At 71.8% G+C, this 25,208-nt stretch carries 22 protein-coding genes; 15 read left to right on the forward strand and 7 right to left on the reverse strand.

Annotation, left to right across the window (positions count from 1 at the left end; genetic code table 11):
* The first annotated feature begins 75 nt into the window (after positions 1-75).
* Both AB0878_RS47780 and AB0878_RS47785 read left to right on the forward strand, forming a co-directional pair.
* Positions 76-1,527 carry a UbiD family decarboxylase gene (locus tag AB0878_RS47780; RefSeq protein WP_366589936.1) on the forward strand — a complete coding sequence of 484 codons (1,452 nt, stop codon included), beginning with the start codon at positions 76-78 and terminating at the stop codon, positions 1,525-1,527.
* A 31-nt stretch (positions 1,528-1,558) separates the two neighbouring features.
* Entirely contained in the window at positions 1,559-3,145 is a 1,587-nt protein-coding gene (locus AB0878_RS47785) for an MFS transporter (protein WP_366589938.1), read from the forward strand.
* A gap of 125 nt (positions 3,146-3,270) precedes the next feature.
* Here AB0878_RS47785 and AB0878_RS47790 read toward each other — a convergent pair whose 3' ends face one another.
* The 4 genes from AB0878_RS47790 to AB0878_RS47805 are packed head-to-tail and all read right to left on the reverse strand — an operon-like array spanning position 3,271 to position 6,837.
* Positions 3,271-4,131, reverse strand: a complete 861-nt coding sequence (locus AB0878_RS47790) for an alpha/beta hydrolase (protein WP_366589940.1) — start codon at positions 4,129-4,131, stop codon at positions 3,271-3,273.
* A complete protein-coding gene (locus AB0878_RS47795; RefSeq protein ID WP_366589943.1) occupies positions 4,128-5,207 on the reverse strand; it encodes an amidohydrolase family protein in 1,080 nt (359 codons plus the stop codon). The genes AB0878_RS47790 and AB0878_RS47795 overlap by 4 nt, the downstream gene beginning before the upstream one ends.
* On the reverse strand, positions 5,204-6,328 hold the full coding sequence (locus tag AB0878_RS47800; RefSeq protein ID WP_366589945.1) for an amidohydrolase family protein: 1,125 nt from the start codon (positions 6,326-6,328) through the stop codon (positions 5,204-5,206). Before AB0878_RS47800 ends, AB0878_RS47795 begins: the two co-directional genes overlap by 4 nt.
* Complete coding sequence (locus tag AB0878_RS47805) at positions 6,325-6,837, reverse strand: Rieske 2Fe-2S domain-containing protein (RefSeq protein ID WP_366589947.1); 513 nt, start codon at positions 6,835-6,837, stop codon at positions 6,325-6,327. The genes AB0878_RS47800 and AB0878_RS47805 overlap by 4 nt, the downstream gene beginning before the upstream one ends.
* 280 nt (positions 6,838-7,117) lie before the next feature.
* Here AB0878_RS47805 and AB0878_RS47810 point away from each other — a divergent pair, with 280 nt between their 5' ends.
* The 3 genes from AB0878_RS47810 to AB0878_RS47820 are packed head-to-tail and all read left to right on the forward strand — an operon-like array spanning position 7,118 to position 10,682.
* The gene (locus AB0878_RS47810) at positions 7,118-8,437 is read left to right on the forward strand and encodes an MFS transporter (RefSeq protein WP_366589949.1); all 1,320 of its coding nucleotides are present in this window, start codon (positions 7,118-7,120) and stop codon (positions 8,435-8,437) included.
* Positions 8,438-8,466: 29 nt separating this feature from the next.
* A complete protein-coding gene (locus AB0878_RS47815; protein WP_366589952.1) occupies positions 8,467-10,020 on the forward strand; it encodes a GAF domain-containing sensor histidine kinase in 1,554 nt (517 codons plus the stop codon).
* Entirely contained in the window at positions 10,017-10,682 is a 666-nt protein-coding gene (locus tag AB0878_RS47820; protein ID WP_366589955.1) for a response regulator transcription factor, read from the forward strand. The genes AB0878_RS47815 and AB0878_RS47820 overlap by 4 nt, the downstream gene beginning before the upstream one ends.
* Positions 10,683-10,785: 103 nt before the next feature.
* Here AB0878_RS47820 and AB0878_RS47825 read toward each other — a convergent pair whose 3' ends face one another.
* From AB0878_RS47825 to AB0878_RS47835, 3 genes are all read right to left on the reverse strand, one after another.
* Positions 10,786-12,222, reverse strand: a complete 1,437-nt coding sequence (locus AB0878_RS47825; protein ID WP_366589958.1) for an MFS transporter — start codon at positions 12,220-12,222, stop codon at positions 10,786-10,788.
* Positions 12,223-12,288: 66 nt separating this feature from the next.
* Positions 12,289-13,299, reverse strand: coding sequence for a LysR family transcriptional regulator (locus AB0878_RS47830; RefSeq protein ID WP_366589961.1), 1,011 nt, complete (start codon positions 13,297-13,299; stop codon positions 12,289-12,291).
* Between the two features lie 146 nt (positions 13,300-13,445).
* Positions 13,446-14,849, reverse strand: a complete 1,404-nt coding sequence (locus AB0878_RS47835; RefSeq protein ID WP_366589963.1) for an aminomethyl transferase family protein — start codon at positions 14,847-14,849, stop codon at positions 13,446-13,448.
* Positions 14,850-15,154: 305 nt separating this feature from the next.
* Between AB0878_RS47835 and AB0878_RS47840 the strand changes: the two genes are divergently transcribed.
* The 10 genes from AB0878_RS47840 (at position 15,155) to AB0878_RS47885 (ending at position 25,126) form a co-directional block, all read left to right on the forward strand.
* Complete coding sequence (locus tag AB0878_RS47840) at positions 15,155-16,036, forward strand: methylenetetrahydrofolate reductase (RefSeq protein ID WP_366589965.1); 882 nt, start codon at positions 15,155-15,157, stop codon at positions 16,034-16,036.
* A complete protein-coding gene (gene purU, locus AB0878_RS47845; protein WP_366589967.1) occupies positions 16,033-16,902 on the forward strand; it encodes a formyltetrahydrofolate deformylase in 870 nt (289 codons plus the stop codon). The genes AB0878_RS47840 and purU overlap by 4 nt, the downstream gene beginning before the upstream one ends.
* A 22-nt stretch (positions 16,903-16,924) precedes the next feature.
* Positions 16,925-17,269, forward strand: coding sequence for a protocatechuate 3,4-dioxygenase (locus AB0878_RS47850; RefSeq protein WP_366589969.1), 345 nt, complete (start codon positions 16,925-16,927; stop codon positions 17,267-17,269).
* Positions 17,262-18,116, forward strand: coding sequence for a class III extradiol dioxygenase subunit beta (locus AB0878_RS47855; protein ID WP_366589972.1), 855 nt, complete (start codon positions 17,262-17,264; stop codon positions 18,114-18,116). Before AB0878_RS47850 ends, AB0878_RS47855 begins: the two co-directional genes overlap by 8 nt.
* Entirely contained in the window at positions 18,113-18,820 is a 708-nt protein-coding gene (locus AB0878_RS47860) for an alpha/beta fold hydrolase (protein WP_366589974.1), read from the forward strand. The genes AB0878_RS47855 and AB0878_RS47860 overlap by 4 nt, the downstream gene beginning before the upstream one ends.
* 16 nt (positions 18,821-18,836) lie before the next feature.
* Positions 18,837-19,118, forward strand: a complete 282-nt coding sequence (locus tag AB0878_RS47865) for a muconolactone Delta-isomerase family protein (protein WP_366589976.1) — start codon at positions 18,837-18,839, stop codon at positions 19,116-19,118.
* 113 nt (positions 19,119-19,231) lie between these two features.
* Positions 19,232-19,579, forward strand: a complete 348-nt coding sequence (locus AB0878_RS47870) for a TraR/DksA C4-type zinc finger protein (protein WP_366589978.1) — start codon at positions 19,232-19,234, stop codon at positions 19,577-19,579.
* A 117-nt stretch (positions 19,580-19,696) separates the two neighbouring features.
* The gene (locus tag AB0878_RS47875; protein WP_366589980.1) at positions 19,697-21,235 is read left to right on the forward strand and encodes an amidase; all 1,539 of its coding nucleotides are present in this window, start codon (positions 19,697-19,699) and stop codon (positions 21,233-21,235) included.
* Positions 21,236-21,381: 146 nt separating this feature from the next.
* Positions 21,382-24,222 carry an FAD-binding and (Fe-S)-binding domain-containing protein gene (locus tag AB0878_RS47880; RefSeq protein WP_366589982.1) on the forward strand — a complete coding sequence of 947 codons (2,841 nt, stop codon included), beginning with the start codon at positions 21,382-21,384 and terminating at the stop codon, positions 24,220-24,222.
* Between the two features lie 175 nt (positions 24,223-24,397).
* Positions 24,398-25,126 (forward strand): alpha/beta hydrolase, encoded by a 729-nt coding sequence (locus AB0878_RS47885; protein WP_366589984.1) that lies wholly within the window; start codon positions 24,398-24,400, stop codon positions 25,124-25,126.
* Positions 25,127-25,208: the final 82 nt, after the last annotated feature.

Consider the following 25,208-nt stretch of genomic DNA (forward strand, 5'->3'; position numbering starts at 1 on the left):
CAGAAGAATTGTCCGACGGCAAGATTCCGGGACCGGACGGCTTCAGCCTACCGTCGTGCCCAAAAGGAGTGAGGCGTGTACAACGACTATCCCAAACCCCACGAGGACTTGCGCGAGCTGGTCGACCGGATCGACAAGCTCGGCCAGCTCGTCCGCGTCCCGGAGGCCGATCCGGACCTGGAGCTGGGCACGTTGATCGAGCTGGTCGCCCATCGCGGCGGCGAGGGCGCACCGGCACTGTTGTTCGAGAAGCTCACCGGTGACGGCAAGGGGTTCCGCGTGCTCTCCGGCGCGACCAACTCCGCGCAGCGGCTGGCGTTGACGATGGGCTTTCCGCGGCCGGACCACCCGTTGGACGCGGTGAACTCCTACCGGGAACGGATGCAGACCCACCAGCCGATTCCGCCGTCCGAAGTGGACAGTGGTCCGGTGCTGGAGAACATCCTGCGCGAGGGCGAGATCGACCTGACCGCGATCCCGGCGCCGCGGCTGCACGAGCTGGACGGCGGGCGCTACCTCGGCACCGACGACCTGGTCATCATGCAGGATCCCGACGACGGCTGGGTCAACATCGGCACCTACCGGTCGATGGTCCAGGGCCCGGACCGGACCGGGTTGTGGATCTCGCCGGGCAAGCAGGGCCGGCAGATCCGGGAGAAGTACTTCGCCCAGGGCAAGCCGTGCCCGGTGCTGATCTCGTGCGGCCACGACCCGTTGCTGTTCCTCGCTTCCGGCAACGAGCTGCGCTGGGGACTGTCCGAATACGACTACGCGGGCGGGCACCGGGGCGCCCCGATCGAGGTGGTCCGTTCCGAACTGTACGGACTGCCGATGCCCGCCGCGGCGGAGTTCGTGATCGAAGGTGAGCTGCACCCCGGCGAGACGGCGCCCGAAGGGCCGTTCGGCGAGTTCACCGGCTACTACGCCGGCGGCCGCAGCGAGCAACCGGTGGTGCGCGTTCGCCGGGTCTACCACCGGGACAACCCGATCCTCACGGTCGCGTCGCCGATCCGCCCGCCGTCGAACTTCTCCTACAGCAAGTGCGTGATGAAGGCCGGCATGGTGTGGGACGAGATCGAGCGGGCGGGCCTGTCCGGGGTCCGGGGCGTGTGGTGTCACGAGGCCGGCGCGGCCCGGATGTTCACCGTCGTCTCGATCAAGCAGGCCTACGCGGGGCACGCCAAGCAAGCCGCGCTGCTGGCCGCCTCGTGCCAGTCCAGCTCGTACCTCGGCCGTTTCGTGGTCGTCGTCGACGACGACATCGACCCCACCAACACCTTCGACGTGCTGTGGGCCATGTCCACGCGCTGCGATCCGGCTCAGGACATCGACCTGATCCGCGGCACGTGGAGCGGCCCCCTCGATCCGCGCCTCGACCGCGCGACCACCACGAACTCGCGCGCGCTGATCACCGCGGTCCGTCCGTTCGGCCGCGAGTTCCCCGCCGTCGCGGAGGCCTCACCCGAGCTGCGCGACCGGGTCGCGGCCAAGTTCGCCGAGCTGCTCGACCGGCTCCCCACTTCCTGATCCTGGGACCGACGCTGAAAGGACAGCGGAGATGAGTTCCTCGACCTACGAAACCGACGGCGCCAGCGTGGTCGCCGTTCCGAAGTCAAGACCTGACGCGAAACTCGGCTTCGCGACGTTGTTCGCGGCCTGCCTGGCCGTGTGCGTCGCCGAGATCACCATCGCCATGCCGACCGTCCTCAACGGACTCTTCCAGAGCCGGCTGCACGCCGACGGCAGCGAGATCGCCTGGATCACCGACGCCTCCCTGCTCCCGGTCACCGCGCTCGCCCTCACGTTCGGCGTGCTGGGCGACAAGTTCGGCCGCAAACGGCTCCTGGTGCTGGGTGCCGTGGCGCTCATCGCCGGGCACCTCGTGACGGCCACCGCCGCCGGCACGGGCCAGCTGTGGACCGGCCGGGCGATCGCGGGGCTCGGCGCGGCCGCCCTGTTCCCCACCTCGCTGGCCGTGGTCGCCATCGGGACCCGCACCGGCCACGAACGAGCGCGCGGTGTCACGCTGTGGGCGGCATCGCTGGCCGCGGGGGCCGCACTGGCCCCGGTGATCTCCGGGATCTCCGCCGACAACGGATCGTGGAAGTGGGCGTTCGTCGTCGTGATCGTGCTGTCCGCGCTGAGCGGCGTCGTGAGCCTGTTCGCGACGGACTCGCGGGCGCCCGAAGGCCGCTCGCTCGACTGGCCGGGCCAGATCACGATCGCGATCGGGTTGTTCGCGCTGCTGTACGCGGTCATCCAGGGCGGTACGGACGGCTGGGGCAGCACGGCCGTGGTGGTGGCGTTCGTGATCGCGGCGGTGTTCCTGGCGCTGTTCGTGGTCGTCGAACTGCGGTCGCCGGCCCCGTTGCTGCGGCTCGACGTGTTCCGCAACCGGGCGTTCACGGTGTCGGCGTTCGTGACCGTGGTCGGCATGTTCAGCTTCGTGGCCACGGCCTACAGCACCAGCATCCGGCTCGGTCCGGTCCAGCACCAGAGCCCGCTGCTCGCCGCGGCCGCGTTCGTGGTCCTCAACGGGGTGACGCTCGTGGTCGCCCCGCTGACCTCCCGGCTGATCGAGCACGTCAGCCCGCGCTGGATCCTCAGCGGCGGCTTGCTGCTGACCGGCGTCGGCGATCTCTGGGCCTCGACGGTGCCCATCACGGACCGGAGCCTGGGCTCGCTGGTGGGGCCCCTGCTGGCGGTGGGGCTGGGGTTCGCGCTGACGGTGACGTCGATCAGCGCGGTGGCGGTCAACACGGTGCCGGTGCGGCTCGCGGGCATGGCGAGCGGCGCGACCAGCCTGCTGCGGGACTTCGGGTTCACCCTGGGCCCGGCCGTGATCAGCGCGGTGGCGCTGAGCCGGGCGGCGGGGGACTTCACCACGTCGCTCGCGGCCAGCGCGCTGCCCGAGCACGCCAAAGCGGCCGCCGCGGCCGTGGCGAAGGCGGGCGGTCCGCTGGCGGTGAATTCGGCCCCGCCGGCCGCGCCCCAAGCCGCGGCGGTCCGGCTGGCCGTGGATGCTCTCGGGCACGGCTACTCGCTCGGCTACCTCATCAGCGGTATCGCGGCCGTCGTCGCCGCGCTGCTCGCCGCGGCGACCCTGGGCCGCACGGTCAAGCCGGCGGAGGAATCGGGGGAGTAGGCCCACGTCGGCGGTGACCCGTTCTCGCCACCTCCCGCCGTGCCCCGTCGCGGGGTCCCGCCGACCTGGCGGAACCCCGCGACGGTCGCGAAATCGGTACCCACCGGGACCCGCACCAGTGGCGGTCACGGCCGCAGCAGGGTCCGCAGCGCCGTGAGGGTCTCGGCGGGGCGCTCCTCGGCGAGGTAGTGCCCGCAGTCGAGAGCGTGGCCGTCGGCGGTGGGGGACCAGGCGCGCCACGTCGGGAGCACGGCGGGCTCGCGGCCGAGCGGGCCGTGGCGGCCCCAGAGGACGAGGGTGGGGCAGGTGATGAAGCGCCGGCCCCGGTCGGCCTCGTCGTCGGCGACGTCCACCGTGGCGCCGGCCCGGTAGTCCTGGCACAGGGCGTGCACCACGTCGCGCCGGTGGTAAGCGGCGCGGTACGCGGCGAGTGCTTCGGGAGCGAAGAGGTGCTCGCTTCCGCGCAGGAAGAAGGCGTCGGGGTCGGCGGTGATGAGGCGTTCGGGCAGATCGCCCGGCTGGGCCAGGAAAAACCAGTGCCAGGCCGAGCGCGCGAACGCGGCGTCGACGCGGGCGAAGACGTCGGCCGTGGGCAGGATGTCCAGCACGGCGAGCGCGGTGACCGCGGCGGGGTGGTCCAGGGCGAGCCGGTACGCGCAGCGGGCGCCGCGGTCGTGGCCGACCACCGCGAAGCGGGCGAACCCGAGAGCCGCCATCACCGCCACCATCTCGGCCGCCATCGCCCGTTTCCCGAACGCCGCGACGCCGGCGCCCGGCGGGGCGACGCTGTCGCCGTATCCGGGCAGGTCCGCCAGGACGACGGTGTGGTCCCGCGCGAGCGCCGGTGCGACCAGGTGCCACATCGCGGACGTCTGCGGATAACCGTGCAGCAGGACCACGGGCGGACCCGAGCCCGCGATGCGGACGTGGACCCGGCCGCCCGCGGGCGTGGAGACGGAACGGTCCGCGAAACCTTCGAGGATCACGCGCCGAACGAGTACCAGGCGTCGGCGTTGCCGGCCAGGACCCGCTCCCGTTCGCCGTCGGTCAGCGCCGCCAGCAGCCGCTGCCCGCCGGTGCCGTGGTCGTGCGGGTGGTCGCTGGCGTACATCAGCATCGTGCCCGCGTCGAAGAGGTCGAGCGCCTGCCTGACCTGGAGCGGGTCCTGCGGCAGGTGCGCCGGCGCCGTGGTGAGCCGCAGGTGCCGCCGCGCGACCTCCGAAGGTTTGCCGGTCAGCCACGGCACTTCGCGCCAGACGCCCTTCCAGTCCTTGTCGAACCGCCACAGCAGGGCCGGCAGCCACGAGAACCCGCATTCCAGCAACGTCACCCGCAGCTCGGGCAGATCGGCGAAGGCGCCTTGGGTGATCAGGCTGGTGACCTGCGCCTGCACGAGGATCTGCGAGTTGGCGAGGTAGTCCTCGAGGTAGGTGTGGGTGAGCCCGCTCGGGGTCGGCGCCTGGCCGAGCCGCCCCCACGCGTGCAGGCCGACGACGAGACCGTGCTCGGCGGCGGCGCGGAGCAGCGGGCGGTGGCGGGTGTTGCCCCACGGCGCGTCGGTGCGCACCGGCAGCAGCACCTGCACGATCTGCGGGTGGCTGCCGAGGCGGTCGATCTCGGCGACCGCGGCCGCGGTGTCGAGGGTGGGCACGACCATGCTCGCCCGCAGCCGGTCGTCGCGGCTCAGCCACTTCTCGACGAGCCAGTCGTTGACCGCGCGGGTCAGTGCGGCCTCGTAGTACGGGTTGCGGTTGCAGTGGAACGACGTGGTGCAGTTCAGCACGGCGAGCTTGAGCGATTCCGCATCCAGCACCGCGGAGCGCACCTGCTCGACCTCGGTCGCGGGCAGGAGACCCGCGGCCCGCGCTTCGGGCGTGGCGCTGGTGGGTGCGAGCGGCGGGTAGGCCCCGCCCTGCGACGGTGACAGCGTCTGCCCGCCGTCCACGAGGTACTCGCGCCAGTACTCGTCGAGGAACGGCGCCAGCTCGGCGAGTGACGCGGGTGCGCAGTGCACGTCCGTGTCGACGGTGCCGATCGCGATCCCGGCGGAGGACACGCTCATCGCGTCCCCTCCGTGGCTCGCGCCGGCAGCCCGTACAGCCGGCAGGCGTTGGCCCCCATGATGTTTTCCCGCGCCTCGGACGGGAACAGCCGCGGTGCCAGCCGCGGGGAGTCGAAGTCCCAGTGCGGGTAGTCCGAGGCGAACATGATCCGATCGGTCATCCCGACGTGCTCCAGTGCGGTGGCGAGGTGGCGTGGGTCGTCCGGCTCTTCGATGGGCTGCGTGGTGAACCAGAGGTGCTCGCGGAGATACTCCGAAGGCGGCTTGCGCAGGTGCGGCACGTCGGCGCGCAGCCGCGGCCACGCCTCGTCGAGCGCCCACATCAGCGGCGCGGCCCAGACGATCCCGCCCTCCACGCAGATCACCTGCAGCGACGGGAACTCCTCGAAGACGCCTTCGCACAGCAGGTTCGTGACCAGCGCCGCCATCATGTTGCCGTTCCAGACGTGCTCTTCGAGGTAGAACGACGGCCACCCGGCGCCGCGGTGCTGCTCGATCCCGCCGGTGTGCGCCGCGACCGGGAGGCCCGCGTCGGCCGCGGCCCGGTAGATCGGCCAGTAGCGGCGCGCGCCGAACCCGGTCTCGCCCCCGGTGGGCAGGAGCACCTGCACGAACCGCGGGTCGCCGGCGCGCCGTGCGATCTCGTCGGCGGCGAGGTCGGGGGACTCGGTCGGGATCGCGATCGAGCTGCGCAACCGCGGTTCGGGCGCGAGCCACTCCTCGGCCAGCCAGTCGTTGAGCGCGCCGCAGAGAGCCGCGGAGTACCGCGGTTCCTCGGCACCGAAGGTGTGTCCCTGCAAGGGGATCAGGACTCCGTGGTCGACGCCGAACTCGTCGAGCAGCTGCGCCTGCGTCGTGCCCAGGTCGCTGCCGGGGATGCCGCCCGCCTCGGGCCACGAGTCGAGCCGGAAGCCGGCGTTGCGCACGCGCGGGTAGAACTCCGGCGGGTTCGGCACCCGGCCGCCGAACAGTTCCCAGCGTTCCCGGTGCGCTCCGCTCAACCGGGCCCGGATCTCCGCGGCCGGTGCGCTCGGATGGATGTCGGTGTCGACGATCGGGTATCCGGCCCGCGTGGCCGCGGCGCCCGGCGACGACGCACCGGTGGGCAGCGTGCTTGTCATGACGCACCTCCGACTGGGCCCGGCCTGGCCGCCGGGTGTGGGCTGGTCTCGACCACCACGTAGGCGTCCTCGACGCGGACGGGGTAGGTCTCGGTGACGTACGGGCCGGGGCGGCGCCCGCCCTTGGCGCCGGGCTCGGGAGCCGAGACCTGATCGGGCGCGACGGTGCCTTCCCCGACGCGAGGCTCCACGGACACCGAGTACGTGCGGGCCGGCGGCTCGCCGGGGCCGAGGAACGACTGGCCGGTCTCGAGGTCGTACTCCCAGCCGTGCCACGGGCAGGCGAGGAGGGCCTCCTCCTCGGCCATCGCGTACTCGCCCGGCGCGGCGGAGCTGACCCACGGCTTGGTGCGGCCGAGGCACAGCGGCCCGCCCATGTGCGGACAGTGGTTGTTGATCGCGTAGAAGCGGTCACCGACCCGGAACACGCCGATCGACCTGCGACCCGCCTGCACGATCCGGTGCTCGCCCGGCGGGAACTCGTCGAGTCGCGAAACGACTATCTTCACGGTTCGGACTGTAAGGAGCCCGCCGCGTCCGGCGGAAGCAGAAAGTCGGGATACGCGATATCAACGGCGTGAATACGCACTCGTTCGGCGTAGCCGGCCGCGCGGTGTGACTGTCCTCAAAGGACATTCTCGATCAGTGGCACCGCGACAAAAGACGTAGGCCGGATGAGCCGTCGCGGCCGTGCCCGGCACGCCGTTCTCTGCTTTCCTCGGTGGGACGTGCGGTCCGGTTCGTCCGGTGTGCCGCACGGGCCGAACCGCCCGCGAGGAGTACGGATCCATGGCCGAACCAGCACCGTCGACGCGTCCGTCGAAGAAGACCCTCGTCGCCGCGAGCCTCGTCGGCACGTCGATCGAGTGGTACGACTACTACATTTTCGGGACCGCCGCGGCACTGGCGTTCGGATCGGTGTTCTACCCGAAGTTCTCCTCCGCCGCGGGCACGCTCGCGGCGTTGGCGACGTTCGCGGTCGGCTTCGTCGCCCGCCCCCTCGGCGGCGCGGTGATCGGGCACTTCGGCGACCGGATCGGGCGCCGGTCGATGCTCGTGCTCACCCTGCTGCTGACCGGCGGCACGACCACGCTCATCGGCGTCCTGCCGACCTACGCCGCGATCGGCGTCGGTGCGCCGCTGCTGCTCGTCCTCCTGCGGGTGCTGCAGGGCTTCGGGGTCGGCGGGGAATGGGGCGGCGCGGTCCTCATCGCCTCGGAGCACGCCGGCCCGCGCCGCCGCGCGGTCTACGGCAGCTTCGCGCAGTTCGGCGTGCCGGTCGGGGTCCTCACGTCCAACCTCGCCTTCCTGGCCGTGTCCGGGCTGTCCGACGCCGACTTCCTGGCCTGGGGCTGGCGGATCCCGTTCCTGCTCAGCGTTTTCCTCGTGGTGGGCGGGCTCCTGGTGCGCAGCCGGCTGCGGGACGCACCGGAGTTCACGAAGGCCAAGCGGGAGCGGGCCACGAACCGGGCGCCGTTCGCCGAGCTGGTCCGCCGGCAGCCGGTGACGCTGGTCCTGGCGAGCCTGGCCTCGATCGCTCCGCCCGCGATCGGCTACACCGTGACCGTCTACATGCTCACCTACGGGACGACCGTGGTCGGGTTCGACCGGACCACCCTGCTCTGGCTGATCCTGGCCTCGACGGCGATCTGGATCGGGGCGATCGTGCTGGCCGCCCTCGCGAGCGACCGGTTCGGCTCCCGGCGGGTGTACGTGCTCGGCGCGGTGACCGCCGTGCTGTGGCCGGTGCCGATGTTCCTGCTGGTGGACACCGGCGCCGCGGGCCCGGCGTTCGTCTCCTTCGCCGTCGCCGCGCTCGTCCAGGGCATCATGGCCGGGGCCCAGGGCGGGCTGTTCACGGAGATCTTCGACGTGCGAGTGCGCTACAGCGGGATTTCGATCGCCTACCAGCTCGGCGGGATGGTCGGCGGCGCGGTCACGCCGCTCGTCGCGACCGCGCTGTTCGGGGCGAGCGGATCGTCGACCGCCGTCGCGCTGTACGTCGCCGCGCTGTCGCTGGTGAGCCTGGTGGCCGCGGTCGGGCTCAGCGTCCGGCGCGCGACGTCGACGGAAGACCGGTCCGCCGCATCGGTGCGGCCGTCGGCGTGATTTGCCCTGCGGCACCGCATAATGGGGCCATGCCAGGGCAACGGAGTCCGAGCGGAACCAGACCGGAACTGTCGCCGGAAGATCTGCACGCCCTTGTTTCGGTGTCCGCCGACGGGCTCGCCGTGCTCGACGCCGCGGGGCGGTTCGCCGCCCTCAACGACTCGGCCGCGGCCCTGCTCGGTTCGGCCGCGGCCGACCTGATCGGCGAGCCGGCACCGTTCGCGCCCGACCCCGTGGCGCCCGGCTCGGCGGACCCCGGCGCAGTGGCGCCGGACGGTGGCCGGCAGCTCGTGCGCTGGCCGGTGCCGGGCGGACGGGTCCTGGATCTCGAGTACCGGTTGTCGCCGCTGTCCGGCGGCGGGCAGGCGGTCTGGTTCAGCGACCGCACGGATGTCCGGCGTCAGCAGGAGCGGCTCACCGCGATCGCGCGAGCCGCGTCCAGCGTGGCCGGGGCGTTCTCGCTGCGGGCCACCCTCGACGCGGTGGCCCGCGAGATGGTGATGACGGCCAACATCGTCGCCGTGCAGATCCTGGCGCTCGACGACCCGGCCGCCGATCTGCGCATCCTCGGCATGGCGGGATTCGGTCCGGCCGAGGATTTCGTCGACCGCCTCAGCGCGTGCCGGCGGCTCGGGGCGCACGTGCGGTTCTTCGACGCGTTCGTCGGCCGCGAGCCGGTGGTGCAGCCGCACCGCAAGGCCGCGATCATGGCCGACCCGGCGTGGGCGCCGCTGCACGAGATCATGAACCGGCCGGACTGGGACGGCTTCGTCGCGATGCCCATGGTGGTCCGCGCCCGCACCGTCGGCGTGATCAACGCCTACTACCGCGCCGGGGAGGACCCGGGCGCGGGCTCGCTCGCATTCCTGCAGGCGATGGCCGACCACGCCGCCGTCGCGATCGACACGGCGTCGTTGCTGGCCCAGACCCGCACGCGCGTGCAGTCGGACGAACGCCGCCGGCTGGCCCGCGATCTGCACGACTCGGTGGTTCAGCAGCTCTTCTCGATGCGCATGCAGGCGAAGGCGCTGCGCCGCCGGCTCGACGGCCGCGACGCCGAGCTCGAGCACATCCGCCCGATCGCCGAGGAGCTCGCCGAGCTGTCCGCCAGCGCACTCTCCGACCTGCGGCTGCTGGTGTTCGAGCTGCGGCCGCTGGACCTCGCCGAACACGGCCTCGTCGCCGCCGTGCGCGCGCACGCCGAGAGCGTGCGCGTTCGGACCGGGCTGGTCATCGACGTGGTCACGGCCGACGAGCTGCGGATGACCGGCGCGCTCGACGTGCAGGAGGACCTGTACCGGATCGTCTGCGAGGCGGTGCACAACGTCGTGAAGCACGCCCGGGCGTCAACCGTCGAGGTCGGTCTCCGCGTCGAGGCCGGCGACCTCGTCGTGCGGATCCGGGACGACGGCGCCGGTGGCGGCGAGCCCCTCGGCAACCGCGAACAGCTGGGCCTGGTGTCCATGCGCGAGCGCACCGAGCGCTGGGGTGGGCGGTTCGCGGCGGGGCCGGGCCCCGGCGGGGGCTGGACGGTGCGGGCGGCGGTGCCGCTGCGGCGGGTGTGGGAAGAGGCGACCGGATGAGCCCCGAAGTGATCCGGATCGTGCTCGTCGACGACCACGTGGTGGTGCGGCGCGGGCTGCGCGCGTTCGTCGAGATCGAGCCCGCTCTCGAAGTGGTCGGCGAGGCAGGGGACGGAGAGCAGGCGATCGAGCTGCTGCGCGAATGGCGGACGCTGGAGCGGCCATTGCCCCACGTGGTGCTGATGGACCTGCAGATGCCCCGGATGGACGGCGCGGAGGCGACCAAGCGGATCCTCGCCGAGCACCCGGAGGTGAAGGTCGTGGTCCTGACCAGCTTCGGCGAGGCCGAACGCGTGCACACCGCGCTCGCCGCGGGAGCCGCGGGCTACCTGCTCAAGGATGCCGAGCCCGAGGAGGTCGCCACGGCCATCCGCGCCGCCGCGGCCGGTGAGGTCCACCTCGACTCGGCCGTGGCCAAGCAGCTCACCCGGCGGATGGCCGCGCCCCGGGTCGGGCTCTCGGCGCTGACCGCGCGCGAGCGGGAGATCCTGGTGCTCGTGGCACGGGGCTTCGCCAACCGGGACATCGCGGACACGCTGGTGATCAGCGAGCGCACCGCGCGCACGCACGTCAGCAACGTCCTGAGCAAGCTGCAGCTCTCGTCCCGCACGCAGGCGGCGCTGCTGGCGATCCGGGAGGGGCTGACTCCGCCACCCGGGTGACCTCGGGTGCCGGGATTTCCGTGCCGAGAAAGGAATTCCGCGTCGCGACGGAGGGCTTCCCGGGTGCGCGGGAAGCCCTCCGTCGGCCACGGTGTCCGGTGGTTCAGCCGGCCGCGGTGGTCTCCTCGCGCGGGGGCCTGGTCACGTCCGTGGCGCCGTCGGCGGCCGCGGTCACGGGACTCAGCGAACCGTCCGCGGTGGCCGGGAGCCGGCGCTGGAAGCGGCCCAGCACCAGGAGCGCGGTCATCATCACGACGGGGAACACGGCGAACACGAAGAAGGTGCCCTGGGCACTGAGGCCGTGGTCCAGGAGCACCCCGGCGAGCCACGGGCCGAGCATCGCACCGAGCTTGGACACCGAGGTCGCCCAGCCGGCGCCGTTGGCCCGGATCGCGGGGCGGTAGAAGATGCCCGAAATCCCGATCACCCCGCCGTGACCGCCGATGATGAACACGTTCGACAGCAGCAGCACGAACACATACGCCAGGGCCGAGAGGTGGACGAACCCGATCACGAGCAGGCACGGCACCGCGAGCAGCGGCATGATCGCGATGGTCCCGGCCCCGCGGCGGTCGATGAAGCGGCCGATCAGGACCTGTCCCAGTGCACCCGCCGCGGAGGTTCCCGCGGCGAGGGTGGCGGCCGCCGACACGCTGAAGCCGATCTGCTCGTTGAGGATCGGGCCCCAGAACGTCAGGTAGAACACGACCGTGGCCGAGCAGAAGTAGGACGCCCACACCAGTGTGGTGAGCACTGCCAGCCGCCCGCGGAACAGGGCCACCGGGGTGAACTGCTTGCGCTCGACGACGTCGGTCCCGACGACGTAGGTCGCGTCGTGCGGCAGCGACAGCCCGGGCCGCACGCGCAGCAGGGTGCGCTTGATCCGGTCCGGGGCGAGGCCCTTCTGCGCCAGGAACTTGACCGACTCCGGCAGCGCCGGCACCACCGCGGCGAGCACGAGAAGTGACGCCGCGCCACCGACGAGGAACACGGACTGCCAGCCGAAGCGCGGGATCAGCAGGTTCGACAGCGGGCCGCCCGACGCGCTGCCGATGCTGTAGCCGACCATCACGATCACCACGGACGTCGACCGCAGCCGGATCGGGGCGAACTCGCTGACCAGTGCCCACACCGGCGGGAGCGCGCCACCGACGAACAGCCCGGTGACAAGGCGCAGCAGCACCAGCTGGGGGTAGTTCTGCGCGAAGGCGACCAGGACCATGAAGATCCCGAACCCGGCGACCGACACGACGATGGCGGGCTTGCGGCCGATCCGGTCGCCCAGGTAGCCGATGACGATCCCGCCCAGCAGGGTCCCGACGACCCCCACGGTACCCAGCGTGCCGAGCTCGGTGTTGGTCAGGTCGAACGATTGTTTCAGATAGCGGCCCGCGAAAGAGATGACTTGCAGGTCGAAGCCGTCCAGAAACGCGACCAGCCAGGATACGGAGAAGAGCGCGGTCCAGAACTTCCCCACTTTCTGGTTCTCGATCAGGGGGAGTACGTCGATGATCGGTCTGCTCGTCGTTGAATTCGACAAGGCACACTCCTTTGTGTGCTCGGGCCAGTGTGCTTCACCGTGTTTCGCAGATTGCCAGTATGTGGCTCACGGAGCGGGGTTCGGTAATAAATCGTCTGCACCCGCCGCATAACCGCCGTGAATACCCCGTTCGGGCTCACGAAGGCCGTCCGCAGCCGTGGAAAGCACAGTGCGCAGCCACGTGTGCGTGCGTTCGTCGGTGTTCTTGCGGTGCCACCAGAGGATCTCGACGATCGGGGGTGGATCGCCGGGGTAGGGCAGGATCCGCAGATCGCCGCGGTCGGCGAACTGGGCGGCGAGCCGGTGCTGCATCACCGCGACCCGGTCCGTGCCCGCCACGAAGTACGGCGTGGCCTGGTAACTGTCCACCCGTACGGTGACCTGGGGCTGCGTGCTCAGCTCGGCGAGCACGGGCGCGAGCGGTGAGCTCGCCGGGTACCCGTCGTCGGGGTGGTTGGGGATCACCCACGGCATCCGTTCGAGGTCCGCGAGCCGGGGCCGCCCGCCCACCGGGTTGTCCGCGGCCACGACGCACGACCAGTGGTCGCGGAACAATTCCCGCCCGTGGATTTCGTCGACCTTGAACGCGGATTTCGGGGCGGAAATGATCGCGTCGATTCCGCGCAGCGTTTCCGGCAGGTCCGCCGGCAGCTCTCCTTTGGCCACCTTGACGCTCAGCCGTGCGTGTGGCGCCGCCGCGTGGAGCGTGCGCGACAGCTGTTCGCCGAACGCGGCGAGCACGTAGTCGTTGGTCAGAATGGTGAATTCACGCTCGGTGTCTTCAGGGTGGAATTCCGGTTCGGGCGAAAAGAGCCGTTCGAGACTCAGGTACACCGGTTCGATCTCGGCCGCCAGCTTCTCCCCGAGCGGGGAGAGCACGAACCCGGTGCGAGTGCGTTCGAGCAGTTCGTCGCCGAAGTGCCGGCGCAGCCGCCCCAGCGCGGCGCTGGCGGCGGGCTGGGTCACCCCGACCCGCTGGGCCGCCCGGGTCACGTTCTGCTCGCGCAGCAGTTCCCGCAGGATGACGAGCAGGTTCAGGTCGATGTTCGCGAGCGAGCCGACACCCCGTCGGGCCACGTCTGATCACCACCGGGCGGTCACGTGCGGTACGGACCGGCCCGGGGAGGGCGACGGCCCCGGCCACCGTACTACGGCCGGCCCGCGGCGGGCAGTGTGGCGAAAGCCCGGTCCCGCCGCGGGGGCGCGGTGTGCGCACGGCGGGTTCAGACCGTGACGGCGGAGCGCCAGCCGGGGTGATAGCTCTCGCGCGCCATCGCCGAGTACGGCGCGGGACTGACGATGGCCCGGACGGAGAACTGCTCGTGCGGCTGCACGGTGGTCTTGCGCGACCCGCCGTCCGGCTCGCCCCAGACCACGCGGACCTCCGCGCCGAGCGGCACGTCCGGGTTGACCGTGGCCAGCGACAGGGCGGCGCGCTCGTTCGCGCTGTAGCCGGTGAACAGCGACAACCCGATCCGGTTGCCGTCGGCGTCGAGCACCGAGTCGAAGTTCGACGAGCCGTAGTTGGCGTTGGGCAGGTCGAAGAACTGGTAGCCGGGACCGTCCGGGTCGACGGGTGAGGCGAGCAGGGTGCCCACGTCTTCGGCGTTCCACGCGAGGGTGACCTTGCGCCGCTGGCTCTCCGGGTCGATCGCGGCGAGCGCGTCGCGGCCGATGAAGTCGTGGTCGAACTTGACGAACGAGCCGTAGCCGAGCTCCCAGGGGTTGAGGTAGTAGTCCTCGATCCGGTCGGACACGAAGCTGCCGGCCAGCGCGTTGGTCGCCTCGTAACTTCCGGCGCCGAGCCATTCGCGGTACGGGCGCAGCCGCTCGCCGGTGTAGATCGCGGGCAACGGCGACGGGATCCAGCCGGACTCCAGCGTGTTGCACGAGTACGCGCGCGCCCCGGCCGGCTCGAGCCCGAACTCACGGCCGGCGTCCAGGATGGTTTCGCGCACCTCGTCGTAGGTCTCGTACGGGCCCCACAGCTCCAGGCCGGGCGCGCCCGCCATGCCGTGCCGCAGGGTCCGGACCTGCCGGCCGGCGACGTTCAGGTGTCCCATGCGGAAGAACCGGACCTGCTCCACCGGGCCGCCGTGGACCTTCTCGATCACGGGCCAGGCGTTCGGGCCCTGGATCTGGAAGCGCCACAGGTCCCGCGTCACCGGCTTGCCGTACGGCCGCGAAGGCGAGCGCTGGTCCAGCTTCAGCTCGACGTCGTAGCCCTGGCTCGCGTGGAAGGTGAGCCAGTTGGCCACCGGGGCGCGGCCGACGAACACGAACTCCTCTTCGGCCAGCCGGAACAGGATGCCGTCGCCGATCACCCCGCCGGCGGGCGAGACGGGGACGAACTGCTTGGCCGAGTCGACCGGGAACTTCGCGACGCTGTTGACGCCGGTGTCGGAGATCAGCTTCAGCGCGTCGGGACCGGAGAGGAAGAGGTTGACCATGTGGTGGGTCTGGTCGAACAGCACGGCCGTGGACCGCCAGGCGAGCACCTCGCGGCGGAAGTTGGTGAACTCGGCCGGGACGACCGGGTAGATGTAGGCGCCGAGCTGGGAATTGCGGAGCAGGTCCACCGTGTTCCCCGCCTGATCGACCACGTCCTGCAGGCTTTTCGCGCTCATGTGCGGTCCGTTCTCGTGCGACTGGTGTCCGGGTCCCGGCGGCGGTCGCACGCCACCGGAGGGCCGAGGACCACTCGCCGGTCCTGGGCTGCCCCGTTGGACGGTAGGCCGCGGGGGCCCCGAGCGTGAGGTCCGGCAGGCCGGTCTCGGCTACGTCATTCGTCCTGGGCGGATCGGGCGGGGCGGGCGGCCCCGTCATTTGTCGCGGTGAACTCGGTCTCCCTGCCGGACGAAAACCGACCGCCGTTCCGTTCTACTGGTGGCCGGCAGGCAGCGCTTGCGGGACGAGGAGACGAGGGCAGCGCATGACGATCCAGCAGGAGGTGGCGGGCTCGGGGCGCCGGCGGCCGGATCTGGCCGACCTGGTGCGGACCATGAGCTACGAGGTGATGCCGTTCCGCGGCACCGAATCGGCTGTGCTCGAACACGTGCCCACCGCCGTCCCGTTGACGGTCACCGTCACCGAGGCGAAGGGCATCGACACCACCTTGGACCTGACCGAACGCCTGCTGCGGCACGGTTACCAGGTCGCTCCGCACCTGCCGGCGCGGCAGTTCACCGACCGCGCCCACGTGGCCGACGTGGTGGCCCGCCTGCGTGCGGCCGGGGCGCGGTCGGTGTTCGTCATCGGGGGCGACGCGCCGAAGCCGGCGGGCGAGTTCGCCGACGCGTACGCCCTGCTGCGGGCGATGGAGGACCTGGGCCACCCGTTCACCGACGTCGGGATCGGCGGCTATCCGGAAGGCCATGCGAAGATCCCGGCCCCCGCGCTCGAGCGGGCGTTGCGGCAGAAGGCTCCGCTCGCGACCCGCGTGATCACCCAGATCTGCTTCGACGCGGCGGTCACCGGCGCGTGGTCCGCGGGCCTCGCCGCCTCCGGGATCGACCTGCCGGTCCACATCGGACTGCCCGGTCCGGTGAACCGCCAGAAGCTCGTGCGGATCTCGGCCGGGATCGGGCTGGGACAGTCGGCGCGGTTCCTGCGCAAGCAGCAGAACCTGATGCGGCGGTTGCTGCTGCCGCGTGCCTACGAACCGACGAAACTCGCCCGGCAGCTCGCCGCCGAGGCGCCGCGCGGCGGCAACGTGCACGGGCTGCACGTCTTCACGTTCAACGAGCTCGCGAAGACCGAGGCGTGGCGGCAGGAACTGCTCGCCCGGATCGCGGAAACGGACGGCCGCGCGTGACCGGGCCCACCCACGAGGACTACGGGCGCCTGATCGTGCAGGGCGCCGACCGGCCGGGGATCGTGGCGACCGTGTCGGGGGTGCTGACGGACGAGGGCGCCAACATCGTCTCGCTCGACCAGTCGACCAGCGATCCGTCCGGCGGCCGGTTCTTCCAGCGCACGGTGTTCCACCTGGCGGAGCTGCCCTCGCGGCTGGCCGGCCTGAACGCGACGCTGGAAACGCGCCTGGGTGAGCAGCTGGGGCTCGAGTTCCGGCTGGTGGAGGCGCGGCGGCGCAAGCGGGCCGCGATCATGGTGTCCAAAGCGGACCACTGCCTGCTGGACCTGCTGTGGCGCCAGCGCCGCGGCGAGGTGCACATGACGGTGCCGATGGTGGTGTCGAACCACCCCGACCTGGGTGACGACGTCCGCGGCTTCGACATCCCGTTCTTCCACGTGCCGGTGGGCAAGGGGGACAAGGCCGCCGCCGAGAAAGAACAGCTCAACCTGCTCAAGGGCAACGTCGACGTGGTGGTGCTGGCGCGCTACATGCAGATCCTGTCCGCCGGTTTCCTTGCCGAGGTCGGCGTGCCGGTGATCAACATCCACCATTCGTTCCTGCCGGCGTTCGTCGGCGCCGGGCCGTACCAGCGGGCGAAGGAGCGCGGGGTGAAGCTCGTCGGCGCGACCGCGCACTACGTCACCGAAGACCTCGACGAGGGGCCGATCATCGAGCAGGACGTGATCCGCGTGTCGCACCGGGACCCGGTCCCCGAGCTGCAGCGCAAGGGAGCGGACGTCGAACGGCTCGTGCTCTCCCGCGCGGTGGCGTGGCACTGCGACGACCGCGTCGTCCGGGACGGCTCCACCACTGTGGTGTTCTAGCCGGGAACGGAAGGGAGTGGCGATGACGAAGGCCCGTGACGACTACCTGCTCGACCTGCGTGCGAGCCGGCAGGGGTACGCGCTGAACAAGATGTGCCTGTCGCTGAAGGACGAACGCAACCGGCGGCGGTTCACCGAGGACGAATCGGCCTACTGCGACGAGTTCGGCCTGTCGCCGGAGCAGAAGAAGGCGATCCTCGAACGGGACTGGACCGGGATGCTCGAGCTCGGCGGATCCGTCTTCTACACCTACAAACTGGCGATGCTGGACGGGAAGTCCATGCAGTACCTCGGCGGGGTGTTCACCGGGATGACGGCCGAGGAGTTCGCCGAGGCGATGCGATCGGGAGGGCGGAAATTTGGCTAGGGTGATCTGGGGCCTCGCGACTTCGCACGTGCCGTCGATCGGCGCCGCGATGGACAACGGCAAAACCGCCGAGCCGTACTGGAAACCGTTGTTCGACGGGTACGCCCCGGCCCGGGAGTGGATGGCCGGGCACCGGCCGGACGTCGCGGTGATCGTGTACAACGACCACGCCAACGCACTCGACCTCGACCTGATCCCGACCTTCGCGGTCGGCACCGCGGACTCCTACGAAGTGGCCGACGAGGGCTGGGGCCGCCGCCCGGTGCCACCGGTCGTCGGCGCGCCGGAGCTGAGTGAGCACCTCGTCCGCCGGCTCGTCGACGACTCCTTCGACATCGCGACCTTCCACGGCCTCGACGTCGACCACGGCCTCACCGTGCCGCTGTCGGTGTACTGCCCGGATCCGGGGGAGCGGTGGCCGTGCCCGGTGGTGCCCGTGCTCGTCAACGTCATCCGGCACCCGCAGCCCACGGCCGCCCGCTGCTACGCGCTGGGGCAGGCGATCGGCCGCGCGATCCGGTCGTTCCCGGAGGATCTCGGTGTCGCGGTGTTCGGCACCGGCGGCATGTCGCACCAGCTGGCCGGTGCCCGCGCGGGTCTGATCAACACGCCGTTCGACCGCATGTTCCTGGAGAAGATCGAGACCGACCCGGAGGCGCTGGCGCGGCTCACTCGGGAGGAATACGTCGCCCAGGCCGGCACGGAGGGCATCGAGCTGATCATGTGGCTGGTGATGCGCGGCGCGATGGACGAGCGGATCACGCGGATCCACGAGACCTACCACGTGCCGGCGTCCAACACCGCGGCCGCGCTGGCGCTGTTCGAGAACGGGGGAGCACCCGCATGACCGCGTTCGTCCTGCTGCACGGAGCGTGGCACGGGGGCTGGGCCTGGCAGCGGGTGGCCCCCGCGCTGCGCTCGGCCGGCCACGAGGTCTTCGCACCGACGCTGACCGGGCTCAGCGACCGCGCCCACCTGCTCAGCCCCGCGGTGGGGCTCGGCACGCACATCCAGGACGTCGTCGGGCTGCTCGAAGCACACGACCTCGGCGACGTCGTGCTGGTCGGGCACAGCTACGCCGGGCAGGTGGTCACCGGTGTCGCCGATCGGGTGCCCGAGCGCCTCGCCAAGCGGGTGTACCTCGACGCGTTCGCCGGCCGCGACGGCGAGGCCGCCATCGACCTGCTGCCCGAGCAGGTGGCCGGGCACTACCGCGAGTCGGTGGCCGGCCCGGGCTTCGGCTGGCTCGTCCCCGTGCGGTCCCTGACCGTGCTCGGCGTGACGGACGAGGCCGACCTGGCGTGGCTCGGCCCGCGCCTGACGCCGCAGCCGTGGCTCACCTACACCGAGCCGCTGCGGCTCACCGGCGCGGGCGAGCGCGTGCCTGCGGAGTTCGTCGAGTGCACGGACTGGATGCGGGTGTTCCGCGCCCACGCGGAGCGGGCCGTGAGCCGCGGCTGGCCCGTGCACGAGATCGCCACGGGGCACGAGGCCATGGTGACCGCGCCCGGCGAGCTCGCGGACCGCCTGCTCTCGATCGCGAAGTCGTAGCCCACCGGAGGAACCGTTGGAATTCCTGGTCCGCACCGAGAACCTGCTGCCGCCCGACACCCCGGACGAGTTCCGGGAGCGGCTGCGCAAGGCCGAACGCGAGCGCGCACACGAGTTGCGCGCCGCCGGGGTGCTCAAACGGCTGTGGCGGGTGCCCGGCCGCAACGCGACCGTCGGCCTGTACGAGGCCGAAGACCCGACCGCCCTGCACGACGCGCTCACCTCGCTGCCGATGTGGAAGTGGATGGACGTGACCGTCGAGGCACTGGCCACCCACCCGCAGGAGCTTTCGCCGTAGGGGCAAGCGGGCGGGCGGCAGTGGCCGGTCCTCCGGCCGTCGTGAACGCGGGGGAGTGGCGGGCGCACGGGATTCTGCTCGAGGATGACGGTGACAGGGAGGATGGTCGCGTCATGGACGAGCGCGCCGCGATGGAGCTGATCGAAAGGGCACAAGCCGAGACCTCGCGACGGGCCTCCGCGCTCGCACGGCAGTGGAACGAGATCGTGGCGGCCTCGGAGTTCAGCAGCGGCGACGACGAACACGACCCGGAAGGCGCCACCATCGCGTTCGAGCGCGCGCAGGTCCAGGCCTTGCTGCGGCAGGCCCAGGACGAACTCGCGGCACTCGGCCAGGCCGCCGAACGAGTGCTGGCGGGCGTCTACGAGGTCTGCGAACGCTGCGGCGGCCCGATCTCCGAAGGCCGCCTCGCCGCCCTGCCGGCGACGCGGACGTGCATCACCTGTGCGAACCGAAGATGACGCGACCAGGGACGAACCGCAAGGGCAGTGCACGCGGACCGCGGAGATCGGCATTCGTTGACGTGTCGTCGGATCGTCCCTAGGTTCGACGCCATCGCCGACCTCGAAGGAGCGGTCATGGCCATTCCGGTGCCCGATGCGGCAAGGCTCACCCAGCTGTCTCAGCGTTACGGATTCGACCTGACCGACGCCGAGATCGGGGAGTTCGTCCCGGCGGTCGAGGGGACGCTGGCGGCGTCGGAGGAGGTCGAGCGGCTCTACGGGCGGTCGTCGCCCGAGGTGCCGGTGCGGGAGTCGGCGCTGCCGGTGGACAATCCGCTCAACGCGTGGTCGGTGCGGACGGCGATCACCGAGACGGCGGAAGGCCCGCTGGCGGGGCGGACGGTCGCGGTGAAGGACAACGTCGCCGTGGCCGGGGTGCCGATGGTCAACGGTTCGGCGTCGATGGAAGGCTTCGTGCCGAGGCGGGACGCCACGGTGGTGCGCCGGCTGCTCGCCGCGGGCACGACGATCGCCGGCAAGTCGACGTGCGAAGACCTGTGTTTCTCCGGGGGCAGTTTCACGTCGTGGCCGGGGCCGGTGCGCAACCCGTGGGATCTTTCGCGCAACGCGGGTGGCTCGTCGAGCGGCAGCGCGGCGCTGGTGGCGAACGGTGACGTCGATCTGGCGGTGGGCGGGGACCAGGGCGGCTCGGTGCGGATCCCGGCGTCGTTCACCGGGATCGTGGGCCACAAGCCGACGTACGGGCTGGTGCCCTACACCGGTGCGTTCCCGATCGAGCAGACCATCGACCACCTGGGGCCGATGACGCGCACGGTGGACGACGCCGCGCTGATGCTGGGTGTGCTGGCCGGAGTCGACGGCTACGACTCCCGGCAGCCGACGGTCCTCGACCCGGTCGACTACGTCGCCGCTCTGCGCGAGAGTGCCTCCGGTCTGCGCGTGGGTGTGGTGCGGGAAGGGTTCGGCACGCCCGTTTCGCTGGCCGGCGTCGACGACGTGGTCCGGGACGCGGTGGAGGTGCTGCGGTCGGCCGGGCTGACCGCGGACGAGGTCTCGGTCCCGTGGCACACCGACGCCATGGCGGTGTGGAACGTGATCGCGACCGAAGGCGCCGCCTACCAGATGATCGACGGCCACGGGTACGGAATGGGGACCTGGGGCCAGTACGACCCGGAGCTGATCGCGCACTACGCCCGGGGCCGCCTCGCGCGCGGGCGCGACCTGTCGAAGACGGTGCAGCTCGTCGGCCTCTCGGGCCGCTACACCTTCGAACTCGGCGGCGGCAAGTACTACGCCATGGCGCGCAACCTTTCCTACGAACTGCGGGCGGCCTACGACGCCGCTCTGGGCGAGTACGACGTCCTCGTCATGCCGACGCTGCCGTATGTCGCGCGGGAGCTGCCGGCACCGGACGTGTCGCTCGCCGACTACCTGGACACGGCCTTGTCGATGATCGGCAACACGGCGCCGTTCGATGTGACCGGCCATCCCGCGTGCAGCGTTCCGGCCGGGCTGGTGGACGGGCTGCCCGCGGGGATGATGATCATCGGCAAGCGGTTCGACGACGCGATGGTTTTGCGGGTCGCGCACGCGTATGAGCGGGCGGTGGGCGGTTTCCCGGCTCCGGCGGGTACTGCTGCGGCGGCGTCCTAGCGCCGCGTATCAGGTGGTGGACATCTCCGCAGCTGTCCCTTGCCCGGGGCGGCGCCGAGCGTGAACCTGGATCAGCGAGCCGGGCGATCTCGGCCGCGCTGAATGCTGAACGCGCCACGACACGCACGATCGACGAGGATCAGCCCATGACCGCCACCGGGCAAGCCGTCACCACCAGCGGCGAAGCCGACCTGCTCGACCTGCTGGCCGCCGCGACCGGGGACCCCGGACGAGTCGGGCGGCGGTTGACCGACCGGCTGGCCCATGCGCACGACGCGTCGCACTTCATGCTCACGCCGAGGGCGGTGGTGAGGGCGAGCAGCGCGGACGAGGTGGGGCGGTTGTTCGCCGCCGCGAGGGCGGCCGGGGTGGCGATCGGGTTCCGGTCCGGGGGGACGAGCCTGTCGGGGCAGGGCGGGACGGACGGGGTGCTCGTGGATACCCGGCGCCACTTCCGTGACGTCGAGGTGCTCGACGACGGCAAGCGCGTGCGGGTGGGCCCCGGGGCCACGATCCGGCAGGTCAACGCACGTCTCGCGCGGTGGGGGCGCAAGCTGGGGCCCGACCCGGCGAGCGAGGTCGCGTGCACCGTCGGGGGCGTGGTCGCGAACAACTCCAGCGGCATGGCCTGCGGCACCTGGGCCAACAGCTACGCCACGCTCGAGTCGATCGTGCTCGTGCTGCCGTCCGGCACGGTCGTGGACACGGGCAAGCCCGATGCGGACGGCCGGCTGCGCGCCGCGGAGCCCGAGCTGCACGCCGGACTGGGCCGGTTGCGTGACCGGGTGCGGGGTGACGCGACGCTGCGCAAGCGGGTCGAGCAGCAGTTCTCGATGAAGAACACCATGGGCTACGGCCTCAATTCGCTGCTCGACCACACCGAGCCGGCCGACATCCTGGCCCACCTGGCGGTCGGCAGCGAGGGCACGCTGGCGTTCATCGCGTCGGTGGTGCTGCGCACGGTGCCGTTGCACGGGCACGCGCGCACCGGCCTGCTGGTCTTCGACGACCTCGCCGGGGCCACCGGGGCGTTGCCGGCACTGGTCGCCACCGGGCCGGCGACGATCGAGCTGCTCGACGCGACCTCGATCCGCGTGGGCCAGCGCGACGCGCAGGCGACCGCGGTGCTGCGCGACCTAGCGGTCGACCGGCACGCGGCGTTGCTCGTCGAGTACCAGGCCGGCACGGCCGACGAAGTGGACGAAATGGCCGGGGGTGCCGGCGCGGTCCTGGCGGCGCTGCCGACCACGGCGCCTGCGGTGCTGTCCGCGGACCCGGCGACGCGGGCCGGCCACTGGCACGTCCGCAAAGGCCTGTACGCCATGATCGCCGGGGCCCGCCCGGCTGGCACGACGGCGTTGCTGGAGGACATCGTCGTACCGGTGCCCGAGCTGCTGCCGACGTGCGAGTCGCTCACGGGCCTGTTCGACCGCCACGGCTACCGCGACAGCGTGATCTTCGGCCACGCCAAGGACGGCAACATCCACTTCATGCTCACCGAACGGCTCGGCGACGGCCGGCCGCTCGACCGGTTCGCGGCGTTCACCGACGACATGGTCGACCTCGTGCTCGGCCACGGCGGCTCGCTGAAGGCCGAGCACGGCACCGGCCGGATGATGGCCCCGTTCGTCCGCCGCCAGTACGGCGACGAGCTCTACGACGTCATGCGTGAGATCAAGCGGCTGTGCGACCCGCGGGACCTGCTCAACCCGGGTGTCCTCATCGCCGAGGACCCGGGCGGGCACCTGCGCAACCTGAAGGCTTCGCCACAGGTGGAGGAAGAAGTCGACCGCTGCGTGGAATGCGGCTTCTGTGAACCCGTCTGCCCGAGCCGCGACCTGACCACCACCCCGCGTCAGCGCATCGTGCTGCGCCGGGAGATCGAGCGGGCCCGCGAGGCCGGGGACACGGCCGCGCTCGCTCAGCTGCGGGCCGAGTACGAGTACGACGCGGTGCAGACCTGCGCCGTCGACGGCATGTGCCAGACCTCCTGCCCGGTGACGATCAACACCGGCGACCTGATGAAACGGCTCCGGGCCGAAGACGCCGGCCGGGCCACCTCGGCGATCTGGGCCGGCGCCGCGCGGCACTGGGACGGCGCGACGCGCGCGGCCGCGACCGCGCTCACCACCGCGGCCAAGCTTCCGGAGCGCGTGGTCCTCGGCGCGAACGAGCTGGCCCGCAAGGCCGGGAGCACCGATTCGGTCCCGCTGTGGTCGCCGGAGCTGCCGCGCGGCGGCCGGCGTCGCACCGAGTCCGTGACCGGGAACGCCGACGCGGTGCTGTTCGCGTCGTGCACCGGCACCCTGTTCGGCGGCGTGGAGCCCGGCGTCGCGGCGGCGCTGCGGACCCTGTGCGAGCGCGCCGGGATCCGCCTCACGACCCCGGACGGACCGGCGTCGTTGTGCTGCGGCACGCCGTGGAAGTCCAAGGGCCTGGAGCGGGGCTACGAGGAGATGGCGCGGCGGGTGCTGCCGGCGCTGTGGGCCGCCACGGACAACGGCCGGATCCCGGTCATCGGCGACGCGTCCTCGTGCACCGAAGGGCTGCGGCACCTGATCGAACGCGGGCCGGAGCGGTTCCGGGAGATCCGGGTGGTCGACGCCGTCGAGTTCGTGCGCGACGAGGTGCTCGGCCGCCTCACGATCACCGCCCCGGTCGCCGCCGTGGCCCTGCACCCGACGTGTTCGGCCACGCGAATGGGGCTGTCCGGCGCGTTGCGTGAGCTCACCGCGGCCGTGGCCGGCACCGTGACCGTGCCCGAGGAGTGGGGGTGCTGCGGCTTCGCCGGCGACCGCGGTCTGCTGCACCCCGAGCTGACGGCTTCGGCCACCGCGCGCCAGGCCCGGGAGCTCGCCGACGCCGGCCCCTTCGACGCCCACGTCTCCTGCAACCGCGCGTGCGAGCTCGGCATGACCAGGGCGACCGGGCACCGGTACGAACACGTCCTGGAGCTCGTCGAACGGGCCACCAGGCCGGCGCAGTGAACGAAACTCGCTGGCGGGACCGCGGCGGCTGCTGCTAGCTTCCCGGGAGCCGTGCGAGAGACCGAGGAGGTGGTACCCGTGGACGCAACGACATGGGTGCTCCCCTCAGGGGTCACGGTCGGGCGATAGGTCGCCCGGGAGCGCCGTTCCACGAGCACTCCCGAAAGGCACGACCATGCGATTCACCGCCGAACAGCGCCTCGACGACGGCGTCCTCGAACGCGAGTACACCCTCGGCGAGGTCCCCGGCATCCTGTGGACGCCAGGGTCCGCAACCGAGCCCGCGCCGCTGATCCTGCTCGGCCACCCCGGCGGGCTGCGCAAGATGTACCCGCGGCTGGTGGCGCGGGCCCGCGGCTCCGTCGCCGAAGGCTACGCCGCGGCCACCCTCGAGCTGCCCGGAAGCGGCGACCGGCCCCGATCCGCCGTCGCCGAGCAGGCGCGCGCCGACCTGCGCCGGGCGTTGGGGACGGGGGAGCCCCTGGAGGAGATCGTCGACCGGCTGGTCCTGCCGCTGGCCGAGCAGGCGGTCCCGGAATGGCAGGCCGCGCTGGACGCCCTGCTCGCGCTGCCCGGGATCCGCGGCCCGGTCGGGCTCGCGGGCGGCGTGATCGCCCTCGGGGTGCGGCTGGCCGTGGTCGAACCGCGCCTCGCCGCCGCCGTGCTGTTCGCGGGGAGTTTCGTGCCCCGCAGCATCGTCGAGGAGGCGCGGCAGGTCACCATTCCGCTGCACGTCCTGCTGCAGTGGGACGACGAGGGCAACGACCGGCAGCTCGCCCTTGACCTGTTCGACGCCTTCGGCTCGAAGGAGAAGACGCTGCACGCCAACATGGGCGGGCACACCGGCGTCCCGCAGTTCGAGGGTGAAGCCGGCAACCGGTTCTTCGCCCGGCACCTGAAGTGAGCACGGAGGGGTCCGCCGGGAAAGCCTCAAGGCACTGGCCCTGGAAGGCGTGGTCGAGCGCGACCCCGACACTCTCCGCTAT

Source organism: Amycolatopsis sp. NPDC047767 (assembly GCF_040704195.1).
Classification (GTDB): Bacteria; Actinomycetota; Actinomycetes; order Mycobacteriales; family Pseudonocardiaceae; genus Amycolatopsis.

What these genes read in the sequence shown, in the direction of transcription:
- AB0878_RS47785 (WP_366589938.1), top strand. Translation starts at nt 1,559, where the DNA reads ATGAGTTCCTCGACCTACGAAACCGACGGCGCCAGCGTGGTCGCCGTT.
- AB0878_RS47795 (WP_366589943.1), bottom strand. Translation starts at nt 5,207, where the DNA reads ATGAGCGTGTCCTCCGCCGGGATCGCGATCGGCACCGTCGACACGGAC.
- AB0878_RS47800 (WP_366589945.1), bottom strand. Translation starts at nt 6,328, where the DNA reads ATGACAAGCACGCTGCCCACCGGTGCGTCGTCGCCGGGCGCCGCGGCC.
- AB0878_RS47810 (WP_366589949.1), top strand. Translation starts at nt 7,118, where the DNA reads ATGGCCGAACCAGCACCGTCGACGCGTCCGTCGAAGAAGACCCTCGTC.
- AB0878_RS47815 (WP_366589952.1), top strand. Translation starts at nt 8,467, where the DNA reads ATGCCAGGGCAACGGAGTCCGAGCGGAACCAGACCGGAACTGTCGCCG.
- AB0878_RS47820 (WP_366589955.1), top strand. Translation starts at nt 10,017, where the DNA reads ATGAGCCCCGAAGTGATCCGGATCGTGCTCGTCGACGACCACGTGGTG.
- AB0878_RS47835 (WP_366589963.1), bottom strand. Translation starts at nt 14,849, where the DNA reads ATGAGCGCGAAAAGCCTGCAGGACGTGGTCGATCAGGCGGGGAACACG.
- AB0878_RS47840 (WP_366589965.1), top strand. Translation starts at nt 15,155, where the DNA reads ATGACGATCCAGCAGGAGGTGGCGGGCTCGGGGCGCCGGCGGCCGGAT.
- AB0878_RS47850 (WP_366589969.1), top strand. Translation starts at nt 16,925, where the DNA reads ATGACGAAGGCCCGTGACGACTACCTGCTCGACCTGCGTGCGAGCCGG.
- AB0878_RS47860 (WP_366589974.1), top strand. Translation starts at nt 18,113, where the DNA reads ATGACCGCGTTCGTCCTGCTGCACGGAGCGTGGCACGGGGGCTGGGCC.
- AB0878_RS47870 (WP_366589978.1), top strand. Translation starts at nt 19,232, where the DNA reads ATGGACGAGCGCGCCGCGATGGAGCTGATCGAAAGGGCACAAGCCGAG.
- AB0878_RS47875 (WP_366589980.1), top strand. Translation starts at nt 19,697, where the DNA reads ATGGCCATTCCGGTGCCCGATGCGGCAAGGCTCACCCAGCTGTCTCAG.
- AB0878_RS47880 (WP_366589982.1), top strand. Translation starts at nt 21,382, where the DNA reads ATGACCGCCACCGGGCAAGCCGTCACCACCAGCGGCGAAGCCGACCTG.
- AB0878_RS47885 (WP_366589984.1), top strand. Translation starts at nt 24,398, where the DNA reads ATGCGATTCACCGCCGAACAGCGCCTCGACGACGGCGTCCTCGAACGC.